This window comes from Microlunatus parietis (genome assembly GCF_013407955.1).
GTDB lineage: Bacteria > Actinomycetota > Actinomycetes > Propionibacteriales > Propionibacteriaceae > Microlunatus > Microlunatus parietis.
On sequence record NZ_JACCBU010000001.1, the window covers coordinates 3,220,925 to 3,243,584 of the forward strand.

A 22,660-nucleotide genomic window follows, 5' to 3' on the forward strand; every position below is an offset into this window, starting at 1 on the left:
CTTTCCTGCTCTGCTAGACGATCCGGGCGAACCAGCGCAACGAGAACGCACCGGCCACGAGCACGATGATCAAGCTGCCCGCGGCCAGGTAGGGCGTGATCTCCCGCGGCTCGACCCGCCAGCCGATCGACGAGCCGATGTCGGAGTAGACCGCGGCCAACTCCTCGCCGCTGGCCGCCGTGTAGGCCGTGCCGCCGGTCTGTTGTGCCAATTCGCGCAACGCCTCCTCGTCGACCGGGACCGGTTGGCTGACCCCGCGGCCGTTCTGCAGGACCCCGTCGGGAGTCCCGTACGCGATCGTCGACACGGGCAACCCGCTCTCGGCCGCGGCCCGAGCGGCCTGACCGGGATCGCGGCCGGCCGAGTTGTCGCCGTCGGACAGCAGCACCACCCGGGCCGGTACGCCCTCGGCGCCCTCCTCGGCGGCCAGCCGGGCGACCTGGTCGATCGAGGAGAACACGGCCTCCCCGATCGCCGTGCCCCCGCCCGCCGTGGTCAGCGACTCGATCTGCCGCTGCGCGCTTTCGTGATCAGTGGTCGGCGCCGCGACGACGGTGCTGCTGCCGGCGAAGGTCACCACGCCGACGTTCACGGTCTCCGGCAGATCGGCCACGAACGCCGCTGCCGCCGATTTCGCCGCCGACAGCCGGTTCGGGCTGACGTCGGTCGCTGCCATCGATCCGGAGATGTCGACCGCGACGATCACGGTCGCGCGGTCGTACGGCACGCGCAGGGCGAGCTCGGGCCGTGCCGCGGCCAGGCCGAGCGCCACCAGGGCGACCAAGATCAACGTCGCCGGCAGATGGCGTCGCCAGCCGGGGCGTTTCGGCACGACCTTGTCCAGCATCGGCAGCGCCGCGAACCGGACCGCATAGCGTCGGCGACGCCGCTGCATCAGGACATAGCCGACCGCGAGCCCGGCCACCGGGATCAAGATCAACAAGAAGAGTGGTGACAGGAAGGTCATCGTGTCCTCCGACGACGGGCCGGCCGATGCCGGCGGAGCTGAACGAAACGGGAGAGATCGGCGACCCAGTCGCCGTCGGTCCGGACCAGCAGATGATCAACGCCGGCCCCGGCGACGGCCGCCGCGGTCGCCTCCCGGTGGGCGGCGGCCGCTCGGGCATAGGAATGGCGCAGCCTGAGGTCACTGCTGTCCACCTCGCGCTGACGGCCGGACTCGGGATCGACCAGGACCAGCAGGCCGACCTCGGGCAGTTCCAGCTCCCGCGGGTCGACGATCTCGATCATGATCACCTCGTGCCGGGCGGCCAACCGGCGCAGTGGCGCCTCCCAGTCGAACGGCCGCTCGCTCCGCCCGTCCGGGTCGACCAGGTCGGACACGATGATCCGCAGGCCCGGCCGCCGATGCCGTACCGCCAACTGGCGAAGACCCTCGGCCAGGCCGACGGGGGCCGAACCCGACCGCGGCGGCGGCTCGGTCCGCAGGGCCAGCTGGGCGCCGATCCGAGCCGGCGTGGGCCGCCGCCAGCGCAGCCCGTCGGCGGTCAGCTCGCCGAGCCCGAGCCGGTTGCCGGGAGCATCGGTGAGCAGGCCGATCGCCGCCGACAGGCTCTGGGCCAGGTCGTCCTTCTCGTCCGTGGCCGTACCGAACGCCATGCTCGCGGAGCGATCCAGCAGGACCCAGGTGTCCAGCGGGTGCTGGGCCCGAGTCAGCCAGACGTACGGCTCGCGAGCCCGGGCCGTCACGTGCTGATCGATCCGCCGTACGTCGTGGCCGGGCTGGTAACGCACCAGCTCCTCCGGATCGTCACCCGGCCCCAGCCGGGCGCCTTGATGATCACCGTGCAGCAGCCCGTCCAGCCGCCGCTGGACCGTCAGATCCAGCCTGCGGAAGCGTCCCAGCGCGGCATCCCGGCTCGTCACGCGGCCTGCTCCGACTCGTCGTCGGGCGCGACCCGGGGGCTCGGCACCGCGGCCAGCACGGCGCCGATCACCTGCCGCGGGTCAACGTCTTCGGCGATCGCGTCGTAGCCGAGCACCAGCCGGTGCGCCAGCACGTCCGGGGCCACGTCGGCGACGTCCGCCGGCAGCACGTAGTCCCGGCCGCGCAGCAGGGCCATCGCCCGGGCCGCCGCGACCAGCCCGAGCGTGCCGCGGGCACTGATCCCGTAGTCCAGCACCTGGTCCAGGTGGCCGAGCCCGAACCGGTGCGGCTGCCGGGTCGCCATCACCAGTTGCACCGCGTAGAGCGCGACCGCGTGGTGGACGAAGACCTGGTCCGCCTCCTGCTGCAGGGCCTGCAGTTCGGTCAGGCTGAGCACGGTCTGGGCCCGTGGCGGTGCGACGCTCATCCGCTGCACGATCGTGAGTTCCTCCAGCTCACCGGCGTGCCGGACGTCGACCTTGAGCAGGAACCGGTCCCGCTGCGCCTCGGGCAGCGCGTAGACGCCCTCGGTCTCGATCGGGTTCTGGGTGGCCAGCACCAGGAACGGTTCCGGCAACCGGTAGGTGGCGCCGCCGATGCTCACCTGGCGCTCGGCCATCGCCTCCAGCAGGGCCGACTGCACCTTGGCCGGGGCGCGGTTGATCTCGTCGGCCAGCACGATGTTGGCGAACACCGGACCGAGCTCCGTACCGAACCTCTGGTCGGCCGGTCGCCACACCTGGGAGCCGACGATGTCGGCCGGCATCAGGTCGGGCGTGAACTGGAGCCGGGCGAACTGGCCGCCGACCACGTCCGCGAGGGTGCGGACGGCCAGCGTCTTGGCCACCCCCGGCACGCCCTCGATCAGGACATGGCCGCGGGCCAGCAGCCCGACCAGGATCCGCTCGACCATCTGGTCCTGGCCGACCACGACGCGCTTGATCTCGAACAGGGCGCGCTCCAGGATCCCGACCGGCGCGAGCCGGCGTTCGCCCGCGGCGATCCCGGTCACGGCGTCGGCGGAGGTCTGGTCGGTCCTCACAGGTCACCGTCGCTCTCGGTCTGCGGCTGGCCCGGGGCTGCGGAGCCCGAGCCGGGTCCGGTCGAGCCGTCCGGGCAGTCCTTCCCGGGGTCCGCCGCGGGTGCGGCGCCGTCGTCGGTCGCGCCTGACGGGTCGGGAGCCCCGGAGCCGGTGCCGTCGACGACAGTGGCCCAGATCGGTTCGGCCGATTCGGTCGCCGCATAGGCGACACCGGAAACGGTCGCGATCGCGATCCCGGCTCCGGCGAGTACGGCAGCGATGGTCAGTCGGCGCTTGGCTGGTGCAGTCATGAGGTCAGTCGTTCCTTCCGTCGTACGGCGCCGCGGTGGTGCGGGCCTGCTTCAAGATCAGCACGCAGGGCCGAAAGCCTCCGGAAGTGCAGCCGAAAATCGAGCGAAAGAAGGAGCAGCGGGATTTTCGCGGTACGTCTAGCTTTGACCTCATGCGCGTGCTGATCGTGGAAGACGAAGCGGGGCTCGCCAGCGCCCTCCGGGTCGGCCTCGCCCATCAGGGGTACGCGGTCGACGTCGCCCTCACCTGCGCCGAGGCGCGCTTCAAGCTCGGCACCGCCGAGTACGACCTGCTGGTGCTCGACGCGAACCTGCCGGACGGCGACGGCTTCTCGCTCGCCGAGGCGATCCGGCACGGCCGGGTCGAGTGCATGTCCGGCTCCGACGTCCGGATCCTGATGCTGACCGCCCGGACCCAGCTGCAGGACCGGGTCCGCGGGCTCGACGTCGGCGCCGACGACTACCTGGTGAAGCCGTTCGCGCTGGCCGAGCTGACCGCGCGGATCCGAGCCCTGTTCCGCCGCGAGGTCCGTGGCGACACGGCCGTGCTCAGCCACGGCCCGGTCCGGCTGGACACGGCCCGGCAGCTGGCGCACCGCGGCGAGCGCGAGCTGCGGCTGACCCGTAAGGAGTTCGGCGTTCTCCGTTATCTGCTGACGAAACCGGAGGCGGTCGTCTCGGCCGAGGAACTGCTGCAGCACGTCTGGGACGAGAACGCGGACCCGTTCAGCCAGACGGTCCGGGTCACGGTCGGCACGCTGCGCCGCAAGCTCACCGTCGACGGGGAGCCGCAACTTCTGGAGACGCTGGTCGGGCGCGGCTACCGGCTCCGTGATCACGATTTCGAGGAATGATCATGGCCGATCAGCTCGTCGTACCACGGACCCCGGCCGGACGGTTGCTGCGCCGAGCCTGGTTGCGACTGCCGGACGGGGCGCGGACGATCCGGGTCCGGCTGACGCTGACGTACTCGGCGCTGTTGTTCGGGATCACCGCGTTGATCTTGGTCTGTCTCTACGTCGCGCTGTCCCAGACGATCGTCGCCGAGCCGCTGGACCCGGTGACGGTCAAGCGGTTCGAGAAGAACTCCGACGGCACGATCGTGTACCGGCCCGGCGAGCAGTTCCAGGCCGCGGACCTGGCCAGCGTCCAGAAAGCGGTCAACTTCGCGGTGCTGCAGACGGTCCGCGACTACTCCGTGCTGGCGTTGGTGATCATGTTCGGGCTCAGCCTGGTGATCGGCTGGTGGGTGGCCGGCCGCGCGCTGCGACCGGTGAAGCGGATCACCACGGCGACCCGGGAGATCACCGCGACCGACCTGTCCCGGAGGATCGGCGCGAGCGGGCCGCCGGACGAACTGCGTACGCTCGCGGACACGATCGACGACATGCTGAACCGGCTGGACACCGCGTTCCGCGCCGAGCGGACTCTGGTCGAGGACGTCTCGCACGAGCTGCGCAACCCGGTCGCCGTGGTCCAGGCGAACGTGGAAGCCGTGCTGGGCAACGAATCCGCGACGATCGCGGAGCGCCGCGAGGCGACGGCCGTGGTGACCCACGCGACCGCGCGGATGACCCGGCTGCTGGAGGATCTGCTGGCGACCGCCCGGAAGCGCTCGGCGGCGTTCGTCGATCGGGAACTTGATCTTGCCCGGCTGGGCCGCAACGTCGCCGACGCGTACCGGCTGGTCGCCGACGAACGTTCGATCCGTCTTGATCTTCGCGGCCATGACGGGCCGATCGTGTACGGCGACGCGGAGTCGCTGGAGCGCGCCGTGTCCAACCTGCTGTCCAACGCCGTCCGGCTGGCACCCGAGGGCAGCACGATCATGATCGCCTCCGGCAGCCGGGACGGCTGGGCCTGGATCGCCGTCCGCGACCAGGGCCCCGGAATCGCCGTGGAGGAACAGGAACGCGTCTTCGACCGGTTCCACCGGGGCAGCGACCCGTCCACCCGGTCGACGCCCGGCTCCGGCCTCGGCCTGGCCATCGCGCGCCAGATCGCCGAGAGCCACGAGGGCCGGCTCGTGCTGTTCAGCCGGCCCGGGATCGGCAGCACCTTCGTCCTCTGGCTCCCCGACCGCTCCCTCGCCCCCGACCGGACCGCCGCGCCACCCGAGACCGATCCCCTGGACGGGCGATCGCGGTGATCGGCCGGGACCGGAATCCCGGACGTCAGGTTCGCTGCGCGGCCTCGTACTCGGCGTCACTGACCGGCTCCAGCCAGGTCGTGCCGTTGCTGCTCTCGGTGCCCTCGAACATCGCCAGGTGACACATCAGCCGGTCGGCCGTCGCCCCGTGCCAGTGTTCCTCACCCGGCGGTGTCCACACCGTGTCACCGGGGCGTAGCCGGATCACCGTGCCGTCGCGGTTCACCACCAGGCCCGAACCGTCGGTCACGTGCAGGGTCTGCCCGACCGCATGGGAATGCCAGTTCGTCCGCGCACCCGGTGTGAACCGGACGGCGCTGACGTTCAACCGCGACGGCTCGGCCGCCTCCTTGATCGGATCCACGTACACGTCGCCGACAAAGGTCTCCGCCGGTCCCTTCGCCGTCGGCACAGCGGGAATCAACTCCATAGCCAGGTCCTCCTCGCGCGTCATGGTCACCTTCAGCCAACCCGATGCTGTGCCCGCGCGGGAGGCCCTGCCGATAGAGGTACTGACAGGGCACCCCAGCGCACCCGGGACAGTCAGCCCTTGACTGCGCCGGCGGTCAGGCCGGAGACGATGTAGCGCTGCAGGACCAGGAACAGCACCACCACGGGGATCGCGGTGATCACGGCGCCGGCGGCGAACAGACCCCAGCGGGCCGAGTTCTGCTCGGAGACGAACTGGAACAGGCCGACGGCGACGGTCCATTTGCTCTCGTCGGTGAGGATGATCCCGGCCAGCAGGTAGTCGGAGAAGGTGCCGATGAAGCCGAGCAGGCCCACCACGGCGAGGATCGGCGCGACCAGGCGCAGGATGATCACGAAGAAGATCTGCAGGTGGCTGGCGCCGTCCACCTTGGCGGCCTCGTCCAGTTCCTTCGGCACCGTGTTGAAGAAGCCGTACATGAGGAACGTGTTCATGCCGAGCGCGCCGCCGAGGTAGACCATGATCAACGCGATCCGGCTGTTCAGGCCGAGCAGCGGGTGCAGGTCGCCGAGCGCGGTGAGCAGCAGGAAGATCGCGACGAACGTGAGCAGCTGCGGGAACATCTGCACGATCAGCAGCGTCATCAGACCGGCCCGGCGGCCGGAGAACCGGAACCTCGAGAAGGCGTACGCGGCCGCGGCGCCCATCAGCACCGAGCCGATGCTGGTCACCGCGCCGATCCAGAGGCTGTTGCCGATCCAGGACCAGAACTGGGTCTCGTTCAGGGCTTGGAAGTTCGCCGTCGAGAACGAGCTGAACAGCCGGCTGCTGCCGACCAGGCTGCCGGTCGCGTTGACCGACGCGGAGATCACGAAGACGATCGGGAAGATCGCGTACCCGATGACGATCACACCGATGACGTGCCGCCAGCCGATCTCCCGCCACCAGCGGGTGCCGGTCAGCTTGTCGCCCTCCGACAGGCTCGGGGAACGTCGGGTCTCGATCATCAGTTGATCTCCTCCAGCCGCCGGGTCTGCCGGAAGCTGATCAAGGAGATCGCCCCGACGATCAGGAAGATGATGATCGACAGCGAGCTGGCCAGGCCGTACTGACGGGTGCCGCCCTGCCCGGCCAGGCCGGAGATCTGGTACACCATCGAGATCAGGATGTCGGTCTGGCCGACCGCGACCGGAGCACCGGGGAACGGCGGCCCACCCCGGGTCAGCAGATAGATGATGTTGAAGTTGTTGAAGTTGAACGCGAACGAGGCGATCAACAGCGGGGCCACCGAGACCAGCAGCAGCGGCAGCGTGATCAGCCGCCAGATCTGCAGTGCGGAGGCGCCGTCGATCCGGGCCGATTCGATCAACTCCGCCGGGATCGACTGCAGGGCGCCGGTACAGATCAGGAACATGTACGGGAAGCCGAGCCACAGGTTGACCAGCACAACGGACAGCTTGGCCAGCCAGGGGTCGGTCAGCCAGGGAATCGACGCGCCGCCGAAGAACGTCTGGTTGATGAACCCGAAGTCGGTATTGAGCATGCCGGACCAGAGCAGCGCCGACATGAACGGCGGGAACGCGTACGGGACGATGAAGAAGGACCGGTAGAGGCGCTGGCCCCGGACCCGGCGGTCGTTCATGGTGATCGCCAGGCCGAGTCCGACCAGGAACGTGGTCGCCACGGTCACGATCGAGAAGACCACGGTCCAGAGCAGGACCTGGCCCATGATCGTCGAGTAGCGGGTGTCGGTGAACGGCCGGGTGAAGTTCTCCGTACCGACCGGGACGGCCCAGCCGGTGCCGAGCTCCTGGCCGTCGGCGGCGGCGAAGCTGCCCCGCTCGTTCGGCCGGTAGACGGTGCCCGACTCGGTGTCGGTGAGCGTGTCGGCGGCCGGATCGTAGATCAGGAAGGACTTGTAGAGGTAGGCGTGCGACCCGTCGGTGGTCCGGTACGCACCGTCCTCCGCGTCGGCCGAGGCCGGCACCCGCAGCGCGTTGATCTGGTCCTGGATCGGCAGCAGGTCGGTCAGGGTCAGCACCTGCCAGCCGGGCACGGCGGTGATCTTGGTCCCGGTGATCGTCGCGGCCGGCTCGGGGCGCGGCGGCTGGCCGGCGGTGCCGAGCTGCACCTGCCCGTCGATGATCACCGCGAGCCCGTACTCGCTGGGATTCTGCAGGTTGCGGATCACCGAGGCCGGCAGTTGCGCCGAGCCTTCCACCCGCTTCTCGTTCTGGGCCAACAGCGAGTCGATCGCCTCGGCCTTGGTGACCAGATGACCGTCGCCGTAGTTGGTGAACGCGACGTAGCCGGTGTAGCCCATGCTGAACACCTGGAACACCAGCAGGAAGATCAACCCGGGCAGCAGGTAGCGCAGCGGCAGCGCCCGGCGGGCGAAGTAGACGATGTCGGCGATGATCACCAGCACGACGCAGACACCGGCGATCACCGGGTGATCGGTGGCGATCGCCCGAGCCACCAGATAGACGCCGAACGCGTTGACCAGCGCGATCAGCAGCAGCTTGATCAGGAACCCGGGCATCAGCCGGCCTTCTTGATCGCCGCCTCGATGTTCTTGGCCATCGTGGTCCAGGTCTGTTCCGGCTCGGCGCCACCGACGATCGCGGCCTCGGCACCGCCCCAGAACGTCCAGACCTGGGCCATCGGCGGGATCGACGGCATCGGGAGGCCGTCCTGGCCGGCCTCCGCGTACCCCTGCACCAGCGGGTTGCCGGTGACGGTCGCGTCCTCGGCGGCCTCGGTGAGGGCGGGCACCCGGTCGCCCTGCTCGAACAGCTTGAGCTGGACCTCCTTGGTGCCCAGGTAGTTGACCAGGAACTCGGTGGCCAGCAACGCGTTCTTGCTCCGTGCCGACAGGATGAAGCCCTGCACGCCGACGAACGGCCGGGCCGGCTGGCCGCCGGCCGACGGGATCGGCATCACGGTGACGTCCAGCTTCTTCTTCTCGAAGTCGGGTGTGTTCCAGGGACCGGTGATGAAGAACGGCGAGTTCTGGTTGAGGAACTGTTCCTTCGCGATGTCGCCGGTCAGCGACGTGTCCAGGACCTTGTTTCCCTTCTTTCCTTGGCTTCCCAGCCAGGTGGCGAACTTCAGCCCGGTCTCGTCGCCGATGGTCAGCGTGTCGGAGAAGGTGCCGTCGTCGTTCATCCGGAACACCGTGTTGCCGAACGAGGACTGCAACGGGAACGTGTGGTACGGATCGCCGCCCTCGCCGACGCCGAGCAGCAGCGGGTACTTCTTCCCGGCCTCCTTGCCGGCCGTGATCAAGTCCTCCCAGGTCTGCGGGACGTCCTTGCTCAGGGCGTTGTTGCGGACCAGCCCGATGTTCTCGATCGAGTACGGCAGCCCGTAGCACTGGCCGTCCTGGCTGAACGCCGACACCGCCAGCGGGGTCAGCCGGTTGGCAAGATCACCGAGCTCGATCGGCGCGACGACGCCCGACTTGATGAAGTTGCCGATCCCGTCGTGCGGCGTGACCGCGATGTCGGGGCCCTTCCCGGACGGCACCTGGGTGGAGAACTGTGGCCCGATGTCGGCGAAGTTCTTGGTCACCACCTCGATCGTGACGCCGGGGTTGTCGGTGGAGAACTGCTTGCCGATCTCCTTCACCGCTGGCGCCCGCGATCCGTCCACCCAGACCACCAGCTTCGCGCTCTGGGCGGCCGGCGTCGACGGCGCGCTGCTCGGCGCCGGGCTGCTGACCGTACCGGTGGGCGTGCCGGTGCTGCAGGCCGCCAGGGGCGCGGCGAGTGCGAGGCCGACGAAGCTGCGTCGCTTCATGAGGTGCTCCTCGGAAGGGCCGCACCGGCTGGTGCGGACGGGTGGCCGGACCGTCACTGGTCCACGCAGGACCCTATTGCCTCCCGGCGCGCAGCGGGAGGGGCAACACGAAATCGATATCAAGGATTCGCCTTCAGTCGACCGGGACCGCCTGCTCACCTGGTCGTCCCCTGATGATCATGTCGCGTTCGCCGACCCGGGTCTGGTCCCGTCGCAGATGATCAACGTCTGGTGTGGCACGTCCACATCCGTTCCGGGCAAGGATTTCTCGTCGTCACGGCGGGGTCACTCCTGCTGCCTAGCGTCACCACCAAGACTGCTTGAGGAGTGAACGCCATGACGTCCCGTACCCCGAACAGATCCCGACTCGCAGCGATCGGACTGATCCCCCTGATCGGTCTGTCGCTCGGTGCCCCGCTCGCCATCGCCGACCCCGCACCGGCCAAGGCGCCGGCCGAGGTCCTGCCCGACACGTACGTCGGCAAGGTCCAGGTCGTCGAAGGCGCCGCCGCCGACCAGAAGGTCCTGGTGGGCTCCGTCTTCGACGACACCGACCAGGACTCCGAACACGACAGCCGGGAGCGCGGCATCGCCGGCGTCGCCGTCTCCAACGGCCGCGACGTGGTGATCACCGACCGGAGCGGCGGCTACCGGATCCCCGCCTTCGACAACATGACCGTCTTCGTCACCCAGCCGGCCGGCTGGACCGTGCCGGTGGACGAGGACAACATTGCCCAGTTCAGTTACAACCACCTGCCCGCAGGATCGCCGAAGCTCAAGTACGGCGGCATTCCGGCGACCGGGCCGCTGCCGAAGGCGATCAACTTCCCGCTGGTGAAGTCGAAGACGACCGGCGCGAAGCAACAGAACTGCCCGATCGCCGCCGACACGCAGCCGTACAACCTGCAGCAGATGGGCTACGCCCGTGACGGTGCCGTGGCCGACCTGGTCGACCGCACCGACTATGGCGGTTGCGGGGTGCTGCTGCTCGGCGACAACGTCGGCGACGACCTCAGCCTCTACCCGGCTCTGAAGGACATCTACCGCGACGTCAACGGCCCGGTCCGAATGGTGCCGGGCAACCACGACATGGACTTCGACGCCAATGAATCTGGGCACAGCCTGGACACCTACCGGCACCTGGTCGGGCCTGCCTACTACTCCTACGACGTGGGCGAGGCACACTTCGTCGTGCTGGACAACATCCTGTATCCGAGGGCGCCAGGCGCCACCGGGTACGAGGAGCAGCTCGACGAGGAACAGCTGGCGTGGCTGGCCGAGGACCTGAAGCGCGTCAGCAAGGACAAGTTGATCGTGATCGCCGCACACGCGCCGATCGTCGACCACCGGTTCATGATGACCGTCAACGGCACGGCGCTCTATGACCTGCTGGAGGGCCGCAAGGCGGTGACCATCGGCGGCCACACCCACACCGCGGAGAAGCACCGGCCGGGTGATCGCCGGGCCGAGTGGGCCAAGGTGGGCATCGAGGAACTGCAGTTCACCCAGCTGGTCGCCGGCGCCGTGTCCGGTGACTGGTACTCCGGTGCGCTGGACGAGAGCGGGCTGCCGTACTCGCTGATGGCGGAGGGTTCCCGGCCGGGCATTCTGACCCTGGAACTGAACGGCAGCGAGTTCTCCGAGCGCTACACGGTGCGCAACGAGCCGGATTCGGTACGGTTCTCGCTCGGCCTGAACTCGCCGCACTGGCGGCAGTGGGCGCCGAAGGCCCTGGCCTGGCGGGACAACGGCAAGGAGGGCCCCGCTCCGGCGCTCGGCGACGAGCATCTGATCACCCGTGATGATCTTGCCGGCGGGAGCTGGCTGACAGCCAACGTCTACCTCGGCTCGACCGGCACCAAGGTCGAGGTTGCGCTGGACGGCGGCGACCCGGTGGCCGCCGAGCACACCCAGCCCGCCAAGGGTGAGGCGCTGCGGCAGGGCTGGGAATGGGCCGATCCGTACGGGGCGACCCGCAACCTGCTCAGCAGCGGTTCGGTACCGCGCAGCACGCCGCACCTGTGGAAGCTGCCGCTGTCGGAGAAGCTCGCCGAGGGGACCCACACCGCGCGGGTCACGGTGACCGATGATCATGGTCGGACCTACACGGACACGATCCGGTTCACCGTCGCCGACCGGCGTCCGGCGAGCTGAAACTGATCATCACCCTGGGCCCGCCGGAAGTCCGCTTCCGGCGGGTGCAGGTTCCTGCAGCCGCTCCAGGACGCCGGTCTGGGCAAACAGGGCGAACCGGTCCGGACAGCCCCAGTGCTCGACCATCCGGCCGTCCACGACCCGGGCCTGCTCGAAGAGCGCGATGTCGATCATGGCGTGGCTCGGCGGCCCGAAGAAGCCTCCCGTCGCCGTACCGCGGGCTCGGCCGCGGACCCAGACAATGTCACCCACGGTGATCGAATCCTCCACCGTGTAGACGACGTCCGGCATCAGCGCGTGGACCTGGCGGATGGCGGCCTTGACGTTGTTCCGGGCTTGCTCGCCGACTCCGGCGAGACCGAACTGGTGCTCGATCAGATCCGGAGCACACAACTCGTCGACGAGGCCGGCGTTGCCGGTCCCGAAGCCCTCGGTCAGGATCTCCGTGACCAAGGTTGTCAAGAACCTACCGCCAGGAACAGGCGGAGGCGACGCGGCTCCGGATCGCCGACGCCGCCCGCCGGCTGTTCGCCGAGCAGGGATATGGCGCGACGAGCATCGACGCGATCGCCAAGGAGGCCGGCGTCGCCACCCGTACCGTCTATTCGGCGTTCGGCGCCAAGCGGGAGATCCTGTCCCTGATCTGCGACCAGTGGCTCCGCGACGCGAACGCGATCGAGCTGGCCCAGCAGGTGCTCGCGCTGGACGACCCCCGGGAGCGGGTGCGGGGCGCGGCCAACTGGCTCACCACGCTCTATGTCGCCGGGTTCGACGTCGTGTTGATCTTCGAGGCCGCGACCGACGAGAGCGCGGAGACGAAGGCCCTGCTCCGCTCGAAGCTGGCCGGCCGGAACCAGGTGATGGACAAGATCATCGCCTCGCTCAAAGATCAACTACGGATTCCGCTGCGCCGCGCCCAGGCCGTCTACCGTGCCCTGGCGGCACCGGGTGTGTACCAGGAACTGGTTGACGAGTCGGGTTGGAAGCCGGCGGAGTTCGAGCAGTTCGTCACCGACTCACTGGAGCGCCAACTGCTCTGAGCCGAAATCCGGTTGAAGCCCGCGACCCAGGCGGGAAGACTCACGGACCATGATCACCGACATCGCGGCCGAGATCCTGCGTCGGGAGTACGGAGCTCGCGGGCCGGTCACGGTGCACGAGACCTGGGGTGCCTCGATCGTGGTGGAGCGGGACGGCCTGCTGCTTAAGGCGAACGGTGATCGCAGCACCGTGGCCGAGGCGATCATCGCCCGGCGGGTCCGTGCCGCCGGCGTGCCCGCTCCGGAGATCGTCGGCGAGGGCGTCGTTGATCGACTGCCCGGCGGCCGCTGGCTGGTGATGCGCCGACTGCCCGGCGTCGGCTTCGATGCCAGCAACGCCTCGCCCGAGCGGCTGGACGCCGTCACCGGCCAGGTCGCCCGGCTGTTGTCGATCTTGGCCACCCTCAGCGCACCGGGCTGGGGCTGGGTCGGCGACGACGGCCGCGGTACGTCCTCGTCCTGGCGCGAGTGGCTGCGGCAGCAGGTGACGGAGAGCGCAGCCAAGCTCGGCCCGCGGCTGTCCGCGGACTTCGTCACGAGGGCACACGCGGCCATCGACGAGGACGTACCCGAGCGGTTGCCGGGCAGCATCCTCAATGGTGATCTTGGACTGTCCCATGTCCTCGTGGATCCCGCGACCGGCGCCGTGACCGGGCTGCTCGACTGGGCCGCGGCGATCATCGGCGACCCGCTGTTCGACGTCGCGATCTTCTCGATGGGCGGCCCCGCCGACGACCCGATCCACGCCGTCCTGCAACCAAGGATGCTGGCCGCCTACCCGGGCGAGATCGATCATCGGCGGATCCGCCTCTACCGGATGATCAACCACCTGTTCAACGCCTGCTGGAGCGTCGACAACGACGTCCCGTCCTGGACCCCGGCCCTCTGCCGCGCCGCCGAGAACCTGGCCTCGACCTGACCCCACAGCGCAGATGCGCCGAGTGTGAGGTTGCGACCCCGTTCGGGCAGATTTCGGGTACGCAACCTCACACTCGACGCCCTCGGCGCGCCATCCTGTGGATAACGCGGCTTCGGGATGGCGGAGTTGGGGCGGCGCGTGTTGGGTGGCTGGATGGAACTTCCGCGTTTGATGACCGTGCGCCACGCCGCGCGGCACGGATTGAGGGCGCGACAGCTCCAGCGGCGATCCCGGTTTCGCCGGCTGGCGCGGGGCGTCTACACAACGGGACCGGACGATCCGAACCTGACCGAGCTGGCCGCCGCCGCGCTCCTCGTCCTGCCCAATGGACACCGTGATCACCGGGGTGACGGCTCTGTGGCTGCACGGGGTCGAGGTCGGCTCGCCAATGCCGATCCGGGCTGCGACCGCCACCAAGACTCAGTCCGTCCGGCCGGAGATCCGGCTGAGCCGCGTCGGGCGGCTTCCCGAGTGCCGGCGACGCGTCGCGACGCCGTCGGCTGCCTGGCTGGCCGCCTGCACGGAGTTCGATCTGGTGGAGGCCGTGGCCGCTGCGGACTGGCTGACGCGGCTGGGCCGGACGACACCCGATGGGCTTCAGGCCCTGGCGGCGCAGGCGGCGGGGCGCGGCTGCCGACTGGCCCGCCGCGCCGCTGGCCTGTGTCGGGCCGGGGCCGAGTCGCCGAAGGAGACCGAGCTGCGGCTCCTGCTGGTCCTGGCGGGCCTGCCGGAGCCCCGCTGCAATCCCCGGATCGGCACCGCCGCTGCCCCGATCGGACGCATGGACCTGGTCCTCGAGGACTACAAGACGATCATCGAGTACGACGGCGATCAACACCGGACTGACCCATGGCAGTGGAGCCGCGACATCGCCCGCCACGAGGCGGCCGTCGCCGCCGGCTACCGGATCATCCGCGTCACCAACGGCCGGCTGACCAACCCCCGCGAGATCGCCGAGACCACCTACACCGTCCTCACCGAACGCGGCTACTCCGGCCGCCGTCCCACCTACACCCCGCTTTGGCGCTCCCTCTTCGAAGGGCGTCGAGTGTGAGGTTGCGTACCCGTAATCCGCCGGAACGGGGGTCGCAACCTCACGCTCGGCGCCGGACCCGGGCCAGGATCTCGGTGGCCACGTCCGCGATCGGGCGGGTCGCATCGATCACGGCGGTTCCCTGACGTTCCGCGTCGACGAGCGCCTGCTCGTTCAGCCGAAGCTGCTCGGCGAGTTCGGCCGGGGCCTTGCCGTTGTCGTTGTTGGTTCGGGTCCGGAGCCGGTGGCGCAGGGTGTCGTTGTCGATGTGAAGCACGAAGCGGCGGGCGAAGAGGTCCAGTACCTGCTCCTGGTTCAGGGCGCCGCCGCAGAGGAACACGTGACCATCCGCGACCTCGGCGGCAAACGTACGCAGCCGGTCGAGATCCCAGATCCAGTGGTCACGGATCATGATCTTGGACGGCCGTCCGGTCGCCGGGTCGCCGTAGTAGCCGAACTCCGCGTCGGCGTCCACAGCGCGGTGTCCGCGCCGGCGCAGTTCGCTGGCCAGGGTCGACTTGCCGGTCCCGGACAGCCCGTCGATCTGGTACAGCGTCATGCCGGCTCGGATCAGCCGATCAGCAGGGCGAGGGAGCCGCAGGAGTGCCGAATGGCGGAGTCGGCGTTGGCTCGGCTGATCGGGTCGCCGGCGGCGAGGTTGGGGTCGGTGGAGACGATGATCCGGTCCGCACTGTTGATCAAGGTGGCCCGGTCGGCCTCCTGGCGCAGCCGTGGCACCAGTTGCCGTTCCACGCTGTCCACCAACAGGTCCAGGGCGGCGACGCCGACGAACCGGCCGCGGATGGTGACCGGGGTGGCGATGGTCATCGTGTACTCATCGCTGCACAGGTAGTCGACGCTCGGGCCGCTGAGATGCGCCTTGCCGGTGTTCATCGGGACCCGGTACCACTCGAACTCGCTGTAGTCGAGGTGTTCCTTGTTGATGATCGACCAGGCCAGGGACAGCTTCTCGCGGTCCGGGCCCTGCCACCAGGACAGGTGGCCCCGGGCGTCGCGGAGCAGGCCGATCGCGGCGATGAAGCCGGCGCCGTAGACCGGGATCCTGGTCTCGCTGAGCGTCTGCGCCGCGTACGGGCGGACCAGGTCGTCCAGCCGGGCCGAGGTCAGCCGGGTGTCGTCCGTGATCGCCGCCAGTTCAGCGGCCAGGTCGGGTTTCCAGCTCTCCAGGACATCGAAGGCGGTGTCGAAGAAGTCACAGACCAGCCGGGCCACGGCGGGACGGCGCTGCGTGCGATTTCCCACGGTACGGTTCCCCTTCCATGATCACTCCTGTGTGATCACTGCTGTAGATCTTGCTGGATCTCGATCAGATTCACCAGGTCGGCCTCGGTCGCGGCGGCGAACCGATCGGCCGCCGCCCGCGCCTCGCCCCGCTCGACCGCGGTCAGCACCCGCCGGAACGCCGTCTCCCTGGCCTTCCGGCGATCCCCGTCGATCAACGCCAACAGCGGCGAGAACTCGGCCTGCAACCGCATCTGCTCGCGGGTCAGCCGGGCCGACTGGCCGAGCGCGGTCAGTTCGAGCACCGCCTCGTCCAGGTGCCGGGACCATTCATGATCATCATGGGCGGTCGCGGCCGCGAGCCGGCGGCGGATCGCGTCCACCTCCTCGGCCCGGGCCCGGCGGGCCGCCAGCGCGACACACGCCGAACCGATCGCGGCGTAATGCTGGCCGAGGTCGCGCAACGCGAGCCGGGTCAGGCCGCGCAGCCGGTCCCGCGCGAAGACCACCGGATCGGCCGCCTCGGTGAGAAAGCTGCCGCCGGACCGGCCTCGCTTCGTCGTGATCAGGCCGCGATCTCTCAACAACCCCAGGGCTTCGCGTACGGTGACCGGCGAGACCCGCAGCACCCGGGCCAGCTCGGACTCCGACGGCAGCCGTTCACCGGTCCGGAGCACACCTCCGGTCACGGCCTGGATCAGCCGCTGTTCCACCTGCTCGACTCTGCCCTCGTCGCCGACCGGCAACAGAATGGCGCTGCGCATCCGGGACGGCACCAGGCCGCGCGCATGCGTCGTGCTCACCGCGCCATTCTCCACCACGGCGGGACGTCCTATCCGTCCTAGACCGACCTAGACCGACCGCACGGCTTCCCTCAACACTGCGAGCCCTTCGCGCAGCAGGTCGTCCGGGATGGAGAGCGGCGGCAGCAGCCTGATCACGTTCCCGTAGGTGCCGCAGGTCAACAGAACCACGCCCTGAGCGTGCACGGCGGCGACGATCCGCGTGGTCAGGTCGGGGTCGGGCCGGCCGCCCTCGCCGACGAACTCGATGCCGATCATGGCCCCACGACCGCGGATCTCGCCGATCCGCGGGTCGTCTCGGAGTTCGGACAGCTCGTCGAGGATGATCGCTTCCACGGCCCGAGCCCGTCCGGCCAGGTCCTGTTCGGTGTAGCTGCGCAGCGCCGCCAGGGCGGCCGCGCAGGCCACCGGGCTGCCGCCGTACGTCCCGCCGAGTCCGCCGGGGTGGGCCGCCGCCATCATCTCGGCCCGGCCGGTGACGGCGGACAGCGGCAGGCCGCCGGCGATCCCCTTGGCCGTGGTGATCAGGTCCGGCACGACGTCCTCGTGCTCGCACGCGAAGAGATCACCGGTCCGGGCGAATCCGGTCTGGATCTCGTCGGCGATGAAGACGACGCCGTGCTCCTTCGCCCAGAAGGCCAACGTGGCCAGGAATCCCGGTGCCGGTACGACGAACCCGCCCTCACCCTGGATCGGCTCGATGATCACGGCCGCCAGGTTGTCGACGCCGACCTGCTTCTCGATCTGCCCGATCGCCCGGGCGGCCGCCTGCTCGCCGGACAGGCCGTCCCGGAGCGGGTACGAGGCCGGCGCCCGGTAGACCTCCGGCGCGAACGGCCCGAACCCGTCCTTGTACGGCATCACCTTCGCCGTCAGCGCCATGGTCAGGTTGGTCCGGCCGTGGTAGCCGTGGTCGAACGCGACGACGGCCGGGCGGCGAGTGTGCCGCCGGGCGATCTTGATCGCGTTCTCCACCGCCTCCGCGCCGGAGTTGAACAGCGCCGTGGTCTTGACATGATCACCCGGGGTCAGCCGGTTGAGTTCCTCGGCCACTTCGACGTACGACGCGTACCCGGTGATCATGAAGCAGGTGTGGGTGAACCGGGCCACCTGCTCGGTGACCGCTGCCACCACCGCCGGCGCGGAGTTGCCGATCGTGGTCACCGCGATCCCGGAGCCGAGGTCGATCAGGACGTTGTCGTCGACGTCGACCAAGACGCCACCACCGGCCGCCGCGACGAAGACCGGCAGGCTCAGCCCGACCCCGGGCGCGACGGCGGCCACCTTGCGGTCCAGCAGGGCCCGGGACTTCGGGCCGGGCAGATCGGTGCGGAGCTCGCGCCGTTGCGGGAGGGTCGGCCCGCCCAGCAGCGGGGTGGCGGTCATGATCTTGGCCCTTCGCCAGACTCAGGGTTCGTGGGGGCGATCCTGATCAACTTCTTGTTGACGAACTCGCCGATCCCCAACCGACCCAACTCGCGGCCGAAGCCGGACCGCTTGACGCCGCCGAAGCTCAGCTCGGCGCTGTCCGCCCCGACCACGTTGACGAAGACCATGCCGGCCTGCAGCCGGTCGGCGACCCGGAGTGCCTGCTCCTCGTCATTCGAGTAGACGTAGGAACCGAGCCCGTACGGGGTGCCGTTGGCGATCTCCACCGCCTCGTCCTCCGTCGCCGCCCGGTAGACCGACGCGACCGGCCCGAAGAACTCCTCGGTGAACGCCTCCGACTCCGGCGTGATCTTGGTCAGCACGGTCGGCGGGAAGAAGTTGCCCTTCCGCTCGCCGCCGGAGATCAGTTCGGCACCCTGCTCGACGGCGCGGGCCACCTGGTGCTGCAGCCGCTCGGTGGCGGTCGCCGAGGAGAGCGGCCCGAGCGCGGTCTCCGGGTCGGCCGGATCGCCGGGGCGGACCGCGGTGAACCGCTCGGTGAACTTCTCCAGGAACGCGTCGTACAGGGGATCGAGCACGATGAACCGCTTGGCCGCGTTGCAGGACTGGCCACTGTTCTCCAGCCGGGCGTCGACCGCGGCTTGCACCGCCGCATCAAGATCATCGGTGGACAGCAGCAGGAACGGGTCCGAGCCGCCCAGCTCCAGCACCACCTTCTTCAGGTGCTTCCCGGCCGTCGCGGCGACCGCCGAGCCGGCCCGCGCCGAGCCGGTGACCGAGACGCCCTCGACCCGCGGATCGGCGATCACCGTCTTCACCTGGTCGTTGCTGGCCAGGATGCTGACGTACCCGCCCCGAGGCAGCCCGGCGTCGTCGAACACCTGCTGCAGCGCCGCCGCCGACTCCGGGCACTGCGGCGCGTGCTTGAGCAGGATCGTGTTGCCAGCAACGAGATTCGGGGCGGCGAACCGGGCCACCTGGTAGTACGGGAAGTTCCACGGCATGATCCCCAGCAGCACGCCGACCGACGAGTAGCGGACCAGCGCCGAGCCGTCGCCGTCGAGCAGCTCGATCGGCTCGTCGGCAAGGAACCTCTCCCCGTTGTCGGCATAGTAGCGGTAGATCGCGGCACAGAAGTCGACCTCGCCGAGCGCCTGCTCGACCGGCTTGCCCATCTCCCGCACGATGATCGCCGCCAGCTGTTCCCGGCGTTCTTCGTGCAGGTCCGCGACCCGGCCGATCACCGCCGCCCGCTCGGCCACCGGCGCCACCGACCAGGACCGGTGCGCCGCCGCCGCGGCATCGATCGCGGCCCGCAGGTCCGCGTCGGAGATGGTCGGATAGTCGGCGACCCGCTCGCCGGTCGCCGGATTGATCACCGCGTATTCGGATTCGGCACTCGACATGTGTCCTCCTCGGCTCCGCGCCCTTGAGACTCCGTTAATCCTATGATCTTATATGTTTTAGCGGAACCCCGTGGTACACGTCACAGTCGACGAGGAGGCCTCGTGACCCAGACCGACCCCAGACCGACGCCCCCCGAGATTCCGGTGCGCGACGACGCACTGGCCCGGCCGTTCACGCCGGGGGCGCCGACGAACGACCCGGGACTCGCCGAGTTCCCGGAGACGCTGGCCCGGCCGGAGCCCGTTCCGCTGCCCGACCCGACCACCCGCGCGTTCGTCGAGGAGTGGCGCAACGCGTCGTACAACTGCTATTCGTCGGGCCACAAGTTCTGCCGCGAGGTCTGCCCGGTGATGCAGGTGACCCGGAACGAATCCTGGACCCCGACCGCCTTCCACGCCAACGTGATCGCGCTCGAGCAGGGGCAGTTGGACGTCGCCGACATCGCGGCCGACTACGTGAACTGCACCCAGTGCGGCGCCTGCGAGCTGCGTTGCCCGAACACCTTGTTCACCGGGGATTTCTACCGGTTCCGGACCCGCACCGTGGACGTCGTCAAGGCGGTCCGGGCGCTCGCCGTCGACCAGGGCGTCCACCAGCCCGGCTGGCAGACCTGGAACGCGCGGACCAACGCGCAGACCCACGAGCCGGTGCTCGGCGAGACGGACGTCAGCCAGGAGACGGTGCGCGACTGGGCCGACGGACTGGAGCTGCCGATCGGCGGTGAGACGGTGCTCTTCGTCGACTGCGAGGCCGCCTTCTATCGCACCTCGGTGCCGCGCGCGGTGGCCCAGTTGTTGATCAAGGCCGGGTACCCGTTCGGGCTGATGGGCGAGCAGTGGTGCTGCGGCGGGCCGGCCGCGGAGATGGGGTACGTGGACCAGGCGAAGCGGTTCGCCCAGCACAACCTGGACAACTGGCACGCCACCGGGACCAAGCGGGTGCTGGTGCTCGATCCGCACGACTACATCACATTCACCGAGGACTATCCCAAGTACTTCGGGGATGCGTACGACATCGAGGTGGTGCTGGTGGTCGAGCTGCTGGCCGAGTTGATCAAGGACGGCCGGCTCACCCCGACGGTGCCGGTCGAGCGGACGATCACGTACCACGATCCTTGTCGGCTGAACAAGCGCAAGGGGATCTGGCAGGAGCCCAGGGCGATCCTGCGCTCGATCCCCGGCCTGACGTTCAACGACGTGGACCGGGTCACCCAGTGGTCGTACTGCTCCGGCGGCGGTGGCGGCCTGCCGATCGAGAAGCCGGAGCTCACCGCCGCGATCAGCGAGCTCCGACTGACCAAGGCCGCGGAGACCGGCGCCGATCTGCTGGTCAGCGCCTGCCCCTGGTCGGAACGGCCGCTGTCCGCCGCCGGCGACGCGCACGACATCGATGTGATCGACATCCACGAACTGCTGGCGGAGTCGGTCGGGATCGAGGTCGGTGGCAGCCGCGGCGAGGTCGGCGATCGACGGACCGGCGGTTGTGGCGGCGGCAGCTGCGGTTGCGGGAAGGAGTGATCATGACCGTTGTCACCGAACGCCCGGGCCAAGATCAACTCGATCAGATGGTGCAGCGACTGCGAACCGTGCTGGCCGAGGACCAGATCCTGACCAGCCGCACCGACCGGTACAACCGGGCCCGGGTGCCGGCGCCGTTCCCGGTACACCGGTGGGCCGAACGGGTGCCCGACCTCGCCGTGCTGCCGACCTCGACCGAGCAGGTCGCCCAGGTGATCACGATCGCCAACGAACTGAAGGTGCCGATCGTGCCGCGCGATGGCGGGACCGGGCTGACCGACGGCGCCGTGCCGCTGCGTGGCGGCATCGTGCTCGACGTGAAGCGGATGAACCAGATCCACGAACTCGACCTGGAGAACCGCACCGTCACGGTCGGCACCGGGATCAACATGCTCAAGCTCAACGAGGAACTCGGCCGGCACGGGTTGATCTACCCCGACGATCCCGCCTCCTATCCGTGCTCGCTGGTCGGCGGCCGGATCGGCACCTCGGGCTGGTCGTTGATCGGAGCCCGCTACGGGCACACCCGTGATCTGGTGCTCTCGTTCGATCATGTGCTGCCGACCGGTGAGGTGCTGCACGTCGGTGACGGGTTCGGCCACAAGATCTCCAAGTCCTCGTCGGGCTACCAGCTGAAGCACCTGTTCATGGGGCACCAGGGCACGCTGGGCGTGGCCACCCGGGCGACGCTGAAGCTCTATCCGAAGCCCGAGGCGGAGCTGTCCCCGTTCTGGGCCTTCGACAACTACGACGACGCGTACCGCTGTGTCGGGGCGCTGGCCCGGGCCGGCGTCGCCACGTTCGCCGGCGCCGTGCTGTTCGACGAGTGGAAGGTGGCGTACCTGCGGCGGGACGACGAGGCCTACATCCCGCAGCCGAACGACGTCCGGGCCCTCGTCTGTGCCGTGATGTACGGCTACGAGGACGAGGTCCGGCCGGCCGGGCGGCGGCTGTTCAAGATCGCCAAGGAACACGGCGCCCGCTACCTCGGCGACGAGATCTCCGAGGGTGACTGGGCGGCCCGCCATGATCGTTACGCGACCCCGCTGCACGGCCGGACCCGGACCGGGCAGGTGGTGCCGATGAGCTGGCACTGCGAGGACGCCGCGATCAACTACACCTTGCTGCCGGCGGTGACGAAGGCCTGGCACGAGATCGTCGCCGAGCTTCGCCGCAAGACCGACATCTTCGACGACTGGGGCATGTTCGCCTACACGTCCGCCGACACCGGCGTCGACTACCTGACCGAGATCGACATCGGCATCTGGGAACAGCAACTGGGCGATGCCGCCTGGGCCGAATGGGTCAAGGCGAAGCGGGACATCGCCGCCGTGGCGCTGGCCAACAACGGGTCGATCAGCGCCTGCCACGGTTCCTGCCGCGAGGGCGAGGTCGACCTGGTGCCGGACGAGCTCGGCCGCGGCTACCAGGTGATGCTCGACCTGAAGCGGACCCTCGACCCGAACAACATCATGAACCCGGGCAAGTACCTGCTGGACGCGGCCTACGCCGGCGATCCGCTGGCCGCCCTGGACGCGCTGAGAGGGCGTGGTTGA

General features: G+C 69.4%; 22 protein-coding genes. 8 read left to right on the forward strand and 14 right to left on the reverse strand.

Annotated elements, in window-relative coordinates; genetic code table 11:
• Positions 1 to 13 precede the first annotated feature (13 nt).
• Genes BKA15_RS15545 through BKA15_RS15560 form a run of 4 tightly spaced genes read right to left on the reverse strand, consistent with a single transcriptional unit; the run spans position 14 to position 3,220 of the window.
• Complete coding sequence (locus BKA15_RS15545) at positions 14 to 967, reverse strand: VWA domain-containing protein (protein ID WP_179752225.1); 954 nt, start codon at positions 965 to 967, stop codon at positions 14 to 16.
• Positions 964 to 1,887, reverse strand: coding sequence for a DUF58 domain-containing protein (locus BKA15_RS15550; protein ID WP_179752226.1), 924 nt, complete (start codon positions 1,885 to 1,887; stop codon positions 964 to 966). Before BKA15_RS15550 ends, BKA15_RS15545 begins: the two co-directional genes overlap by 4 nt.
• Positions 1,884 to 2,900 carry an AAA family ATPase gene (locus BKA15_RS15555; protein WP_312879692.1) on the reverse strand — a complete coding sequence of 339 codons (1,017 nt, stop codon included), beginning with the start codon at positions 2,898 to 2,900 and terminating at the stop codon, positions 1,884 to 1,886. Before BKA15_RS15555 ends, BKA15_RS15550 begins: the two co-directional genes overlap by 4 nt.
• Before the next feature lie 26 nt (positions 2,901 to 2,926).
• Positions 2,927 to 3,220: a hypothetical protein gene (locus BKA15_RS15560; protein ID WP_179752228.1), complete on the reverse strand. Its 294-nt coding sequence runs from the start codon at positions 3,218 to 3,220 to the stop codon at positions 2,927 to 2,929.
• A gap of 152 nt (positions 3,221 to 3,372) precedes the next feature.
• On the opposite strand from BKA15_RS15560, the gene BKA15_RS15565 reads away from it, so the two are divergent.
• Positions 3,373 to 4,074, forward strand: a complete 702-nt coding sequence (locus BKA15_RS15565; protein WP_179752230.1) for a response regulator transcription factor — start codon at positions 3,373 to 3,375, stop codon at positions 4,072 to 4,074.
• 2 nt (positions 4,075 to 4,076) lie between these two features.
• Complete coding sequence (locus BKA15_RS15570) at positions 4,077 to 5,369, forward strand: sensor histidine kinase (protein ID WP_179752232.1); 1,293 nt, start codon at positions 4,077 to 4,079, stop codon at positions 5,367 to 5,369.
• Between the two features lie 25 nt (positions 5,370 to 5,394).
• On the opposite strand, the gene BKA15_RS15575 is transcribed toward BKA15_RS15570, so the two are convergent.
• The 4 genes from BKA15_RS15575 to BKA15_RS15590 all read right to left on the reverse strand — a co-directional run bounded on the left by BKA15_RS15575 (position 5,395) and on the right by BKA15_RS15590 (position 9,600).
• Positions 5,395 to 5,823 (reverse strand): (R)-mandelonitrile lyase, encoded by a 429-nt coding sequence (locus BKA15_RS15575; RefSeq protein WP_246322353.1) that lies wholly within the window; start codon positions 5,821 to 5,823, stop codon positions 5,395 to 5,397.
• Between the two features lie 89 nt (positions 5,824 to 5,912).
• On the reverse strand, positions 5,913 to 6,806 hold the full coding sequence (locus BKA15_RS15580) for a sugar ABC transporter permease (RefSeq protein ID WP_179752234.1): 894 nt from the start codon (positions 6,804 to 6,806) through the stop codon (positions 5,913 to 5,915).
• Complete coding sequence (locus tag BKA15_RS15585; RefSeq protein WP_179752236.1) at positions 6,806 to 8,341, reverse strand: ABC transporter permease subunit; 1,536 nt, start codon at positions 8,339 to 8,341, stop codon at positions 6,806 to 6,808. Before BKA15_RS15585 ends, BKA15_RS15580 begins: the two co-directional genes overlap by 1 nt.
• Positions 8,341 to 9,600 (reverse strand): sugar ABC transporter substrate-binding protein, encoded by a 1,260-nt coding sequence (locus BKA15_RS15590; RefSeq protein WP_179752238.1) that lies wholly within the window; start codon positions 9,598 to 9,600, stop codon positions 8,341 to 8,343. Before BKA15_RS15590 ends, BKA15_RS15585 begins: the two co-directional genes overlap by 1 nt.
• 336 nt (positions 9,601 to 9,936) lie before the next feature.
• Here BKA15_RS15590 and BKA15_RS15595 point away from each other — a divergent pair, with 336 nt between their 5' ends.
• A complete protein-coding gene (locus tag BKA15_RS15595; RefSeq protein ID WP_179752240.1) occupies positions 9,937 to 11,754 on the forward strand; it encodes a calcineurin-like phosphoesterase C-terminal domain-containing protein in 1,818 nt (605 codons plus the stop codon).
• 9 nt (positions 11,755 to 11,763) lie between these two features.
• On the opposite strand, the gene BKA15_RS15600 is transcribed toward BKA15_RS15595, so the two are convergent.
• Positions 11,764 to 12,207: an ester cyclase gene (locus tag BKA15_RS15600; RefSeq protein WP_179752242.1), complete on the reverse strand. Its 444-nt coding sequence runs from the start codon at positions 12,205 to 12,207 to the stop codon at positions 11,764 to 11,766.
• 2 nt (positions 12,208 to 12,209) lie between these two features.
• Between BKA15_RS15600 and BKA15_RS15605 the strand changes: the two genes are divergently transcribed.
• From BKA15_RS15605 to BKA15_RS36885, 3 genes are all read left to right on the forward strand, one after another.
• On the forward strand, positions 12,210 to 12,794 hold the full coding sequence (locus BKA15_RS15605) for a TetR/AcrR family transcriptional regulator (RefSeq protein WP_179752244.1): 585 nt from the start codon (positions 12,210 to 12,212) through the stop codon (positions 12,792 to 12,794).
• 49 nt (positions 12,795 to 12,843) lie between these two features.
• Complete coding sequence (locus tag BKA15_RS15610; protein WP_179752246.1) at positions 12,844 to 13,713, forward strand: phosphotransferase family protein; 870 nt, start codon at positions 12,844 to 12,846, stop codon at positions 13,711 to 13,713.
• Positions 13,714 to 14,047: 334 nt separating this feature from the next.
• The gene (locus BKA15_RS36885; RefSeq protein ID WP_179752248.1) at positions 14,048 to 14,767 is read left to right on the forward strand and encodes a DUF559 domain-containing protein; all 720 of its coding nucleotides are present in this window, start codon (positions 14,048 to 14,050) and stop codon (positions 14,765 to 14,767) included.
• 40 nt (positions 14,768 to 14,807) lie between these two features.
• Here BKA15_RS36885 and BKA15_RS15620 read toward each other — a convergent pair whose 3' ends face one another.
• Genes BKA15_RS15620 through BKA15_RS15640 form a run of 5 tightly spaced genes read right to left on the reverse strand, consistent with a single transcriptional unit; the run spans position 14,808 to position 19,586 of the window.
• The gene (locus tag BKA15_RS15620; protein WP_179752249.1) at positions 14,808 to 15,305 is read right to left on the reverse strand and encodes an ATP-binding protein; all 498 of its coding nucleotides are present in this window, start codon (positions 15,303 to 15,305) and stop codon (positions 14,808 to 14,810) included.
• An 11-nt stretch (positions 15,306 to 15,316) separates the two neighbouring features.
• Positions 15,317 to 16,009 (reverse strand): cache domain-containing protein, encoded by a 693-nt coding sequence (locus tag BKA15_RS15625; protein WP_179752251.1) that lies wholly within the window; start codon positions 16,007 to 16,009, stop codon positions 15,317 to 15,319.
• A 35-nt stretch (positions 16,010 to 16,044) separates the two neighbouring features.
• Entirely contained in the window at positions 16,045 to 16,791 is a 747-nt protein-coding gene (locus BKA15_RS15630; RefSeq protein WP_218871349.1) for a GntR family transcriptional regulator, read from the reverse strand.
• A gap of 48 nt (positions 16,792 to 16,839) precedes the next feature.
• Complete coding sequence (gabT, locus tag BKA15_RS15635) at positions 16,840 to 18,177, reverse strand: 4-aminobutyrate--2-oxoglutarate transaminase (RefSeq protein ID WP_179752253.1); 1,338 nt, start codon at positions 18,175 to 18,177, stop codon at positions 16,840 to 16,842.
• Entirely contained in the window at positions 18,174 to 19,586 is a 1,413-nt protein-coding gene (locus BKA15_RS15640) for an NAD-dependent succinate-semialdehyde dehydrogenase (protein WP_179752255.1), read from the reverse strand. The genes gabT and BKA15_RS15640 overlap by 4 nt, the downstream gene beginning before the upstream one ends.
• 102 nt (positions 19,587 to 19,688) lie before the next feature.
• On the opposite strand from BKA15_RS15640, the gene BKA15_RS15645 reads away from it, so the two are divergent.
• Both BKA15_RS15645 and BKA15_RS15650 read left to right on the forward strand, forming a co-directional pair.
• Entirely contained in the window at positions 19,689 to 21,104 is a 1,416-nt protein-coding gene (locus tag BKA15_RS15645; RefSeq protein ID WP_218871351.1) for a (Fe-S)-binding protein, read from the forward strand.
• A gap of 2 nt (positions 21,105 to 21,106) precedes the next feature.
• Positions 21,107 to 22,660: an FAD-binding oxidoreductase gene (locus BKA15_RS15650; protein ID WP_218871353.1), complete on the forward strand. Its 1,554-nt coding sequence runs from the start codon at positions 21,107 to 21,109 to the stop codon at positions 22,658 to 22,660.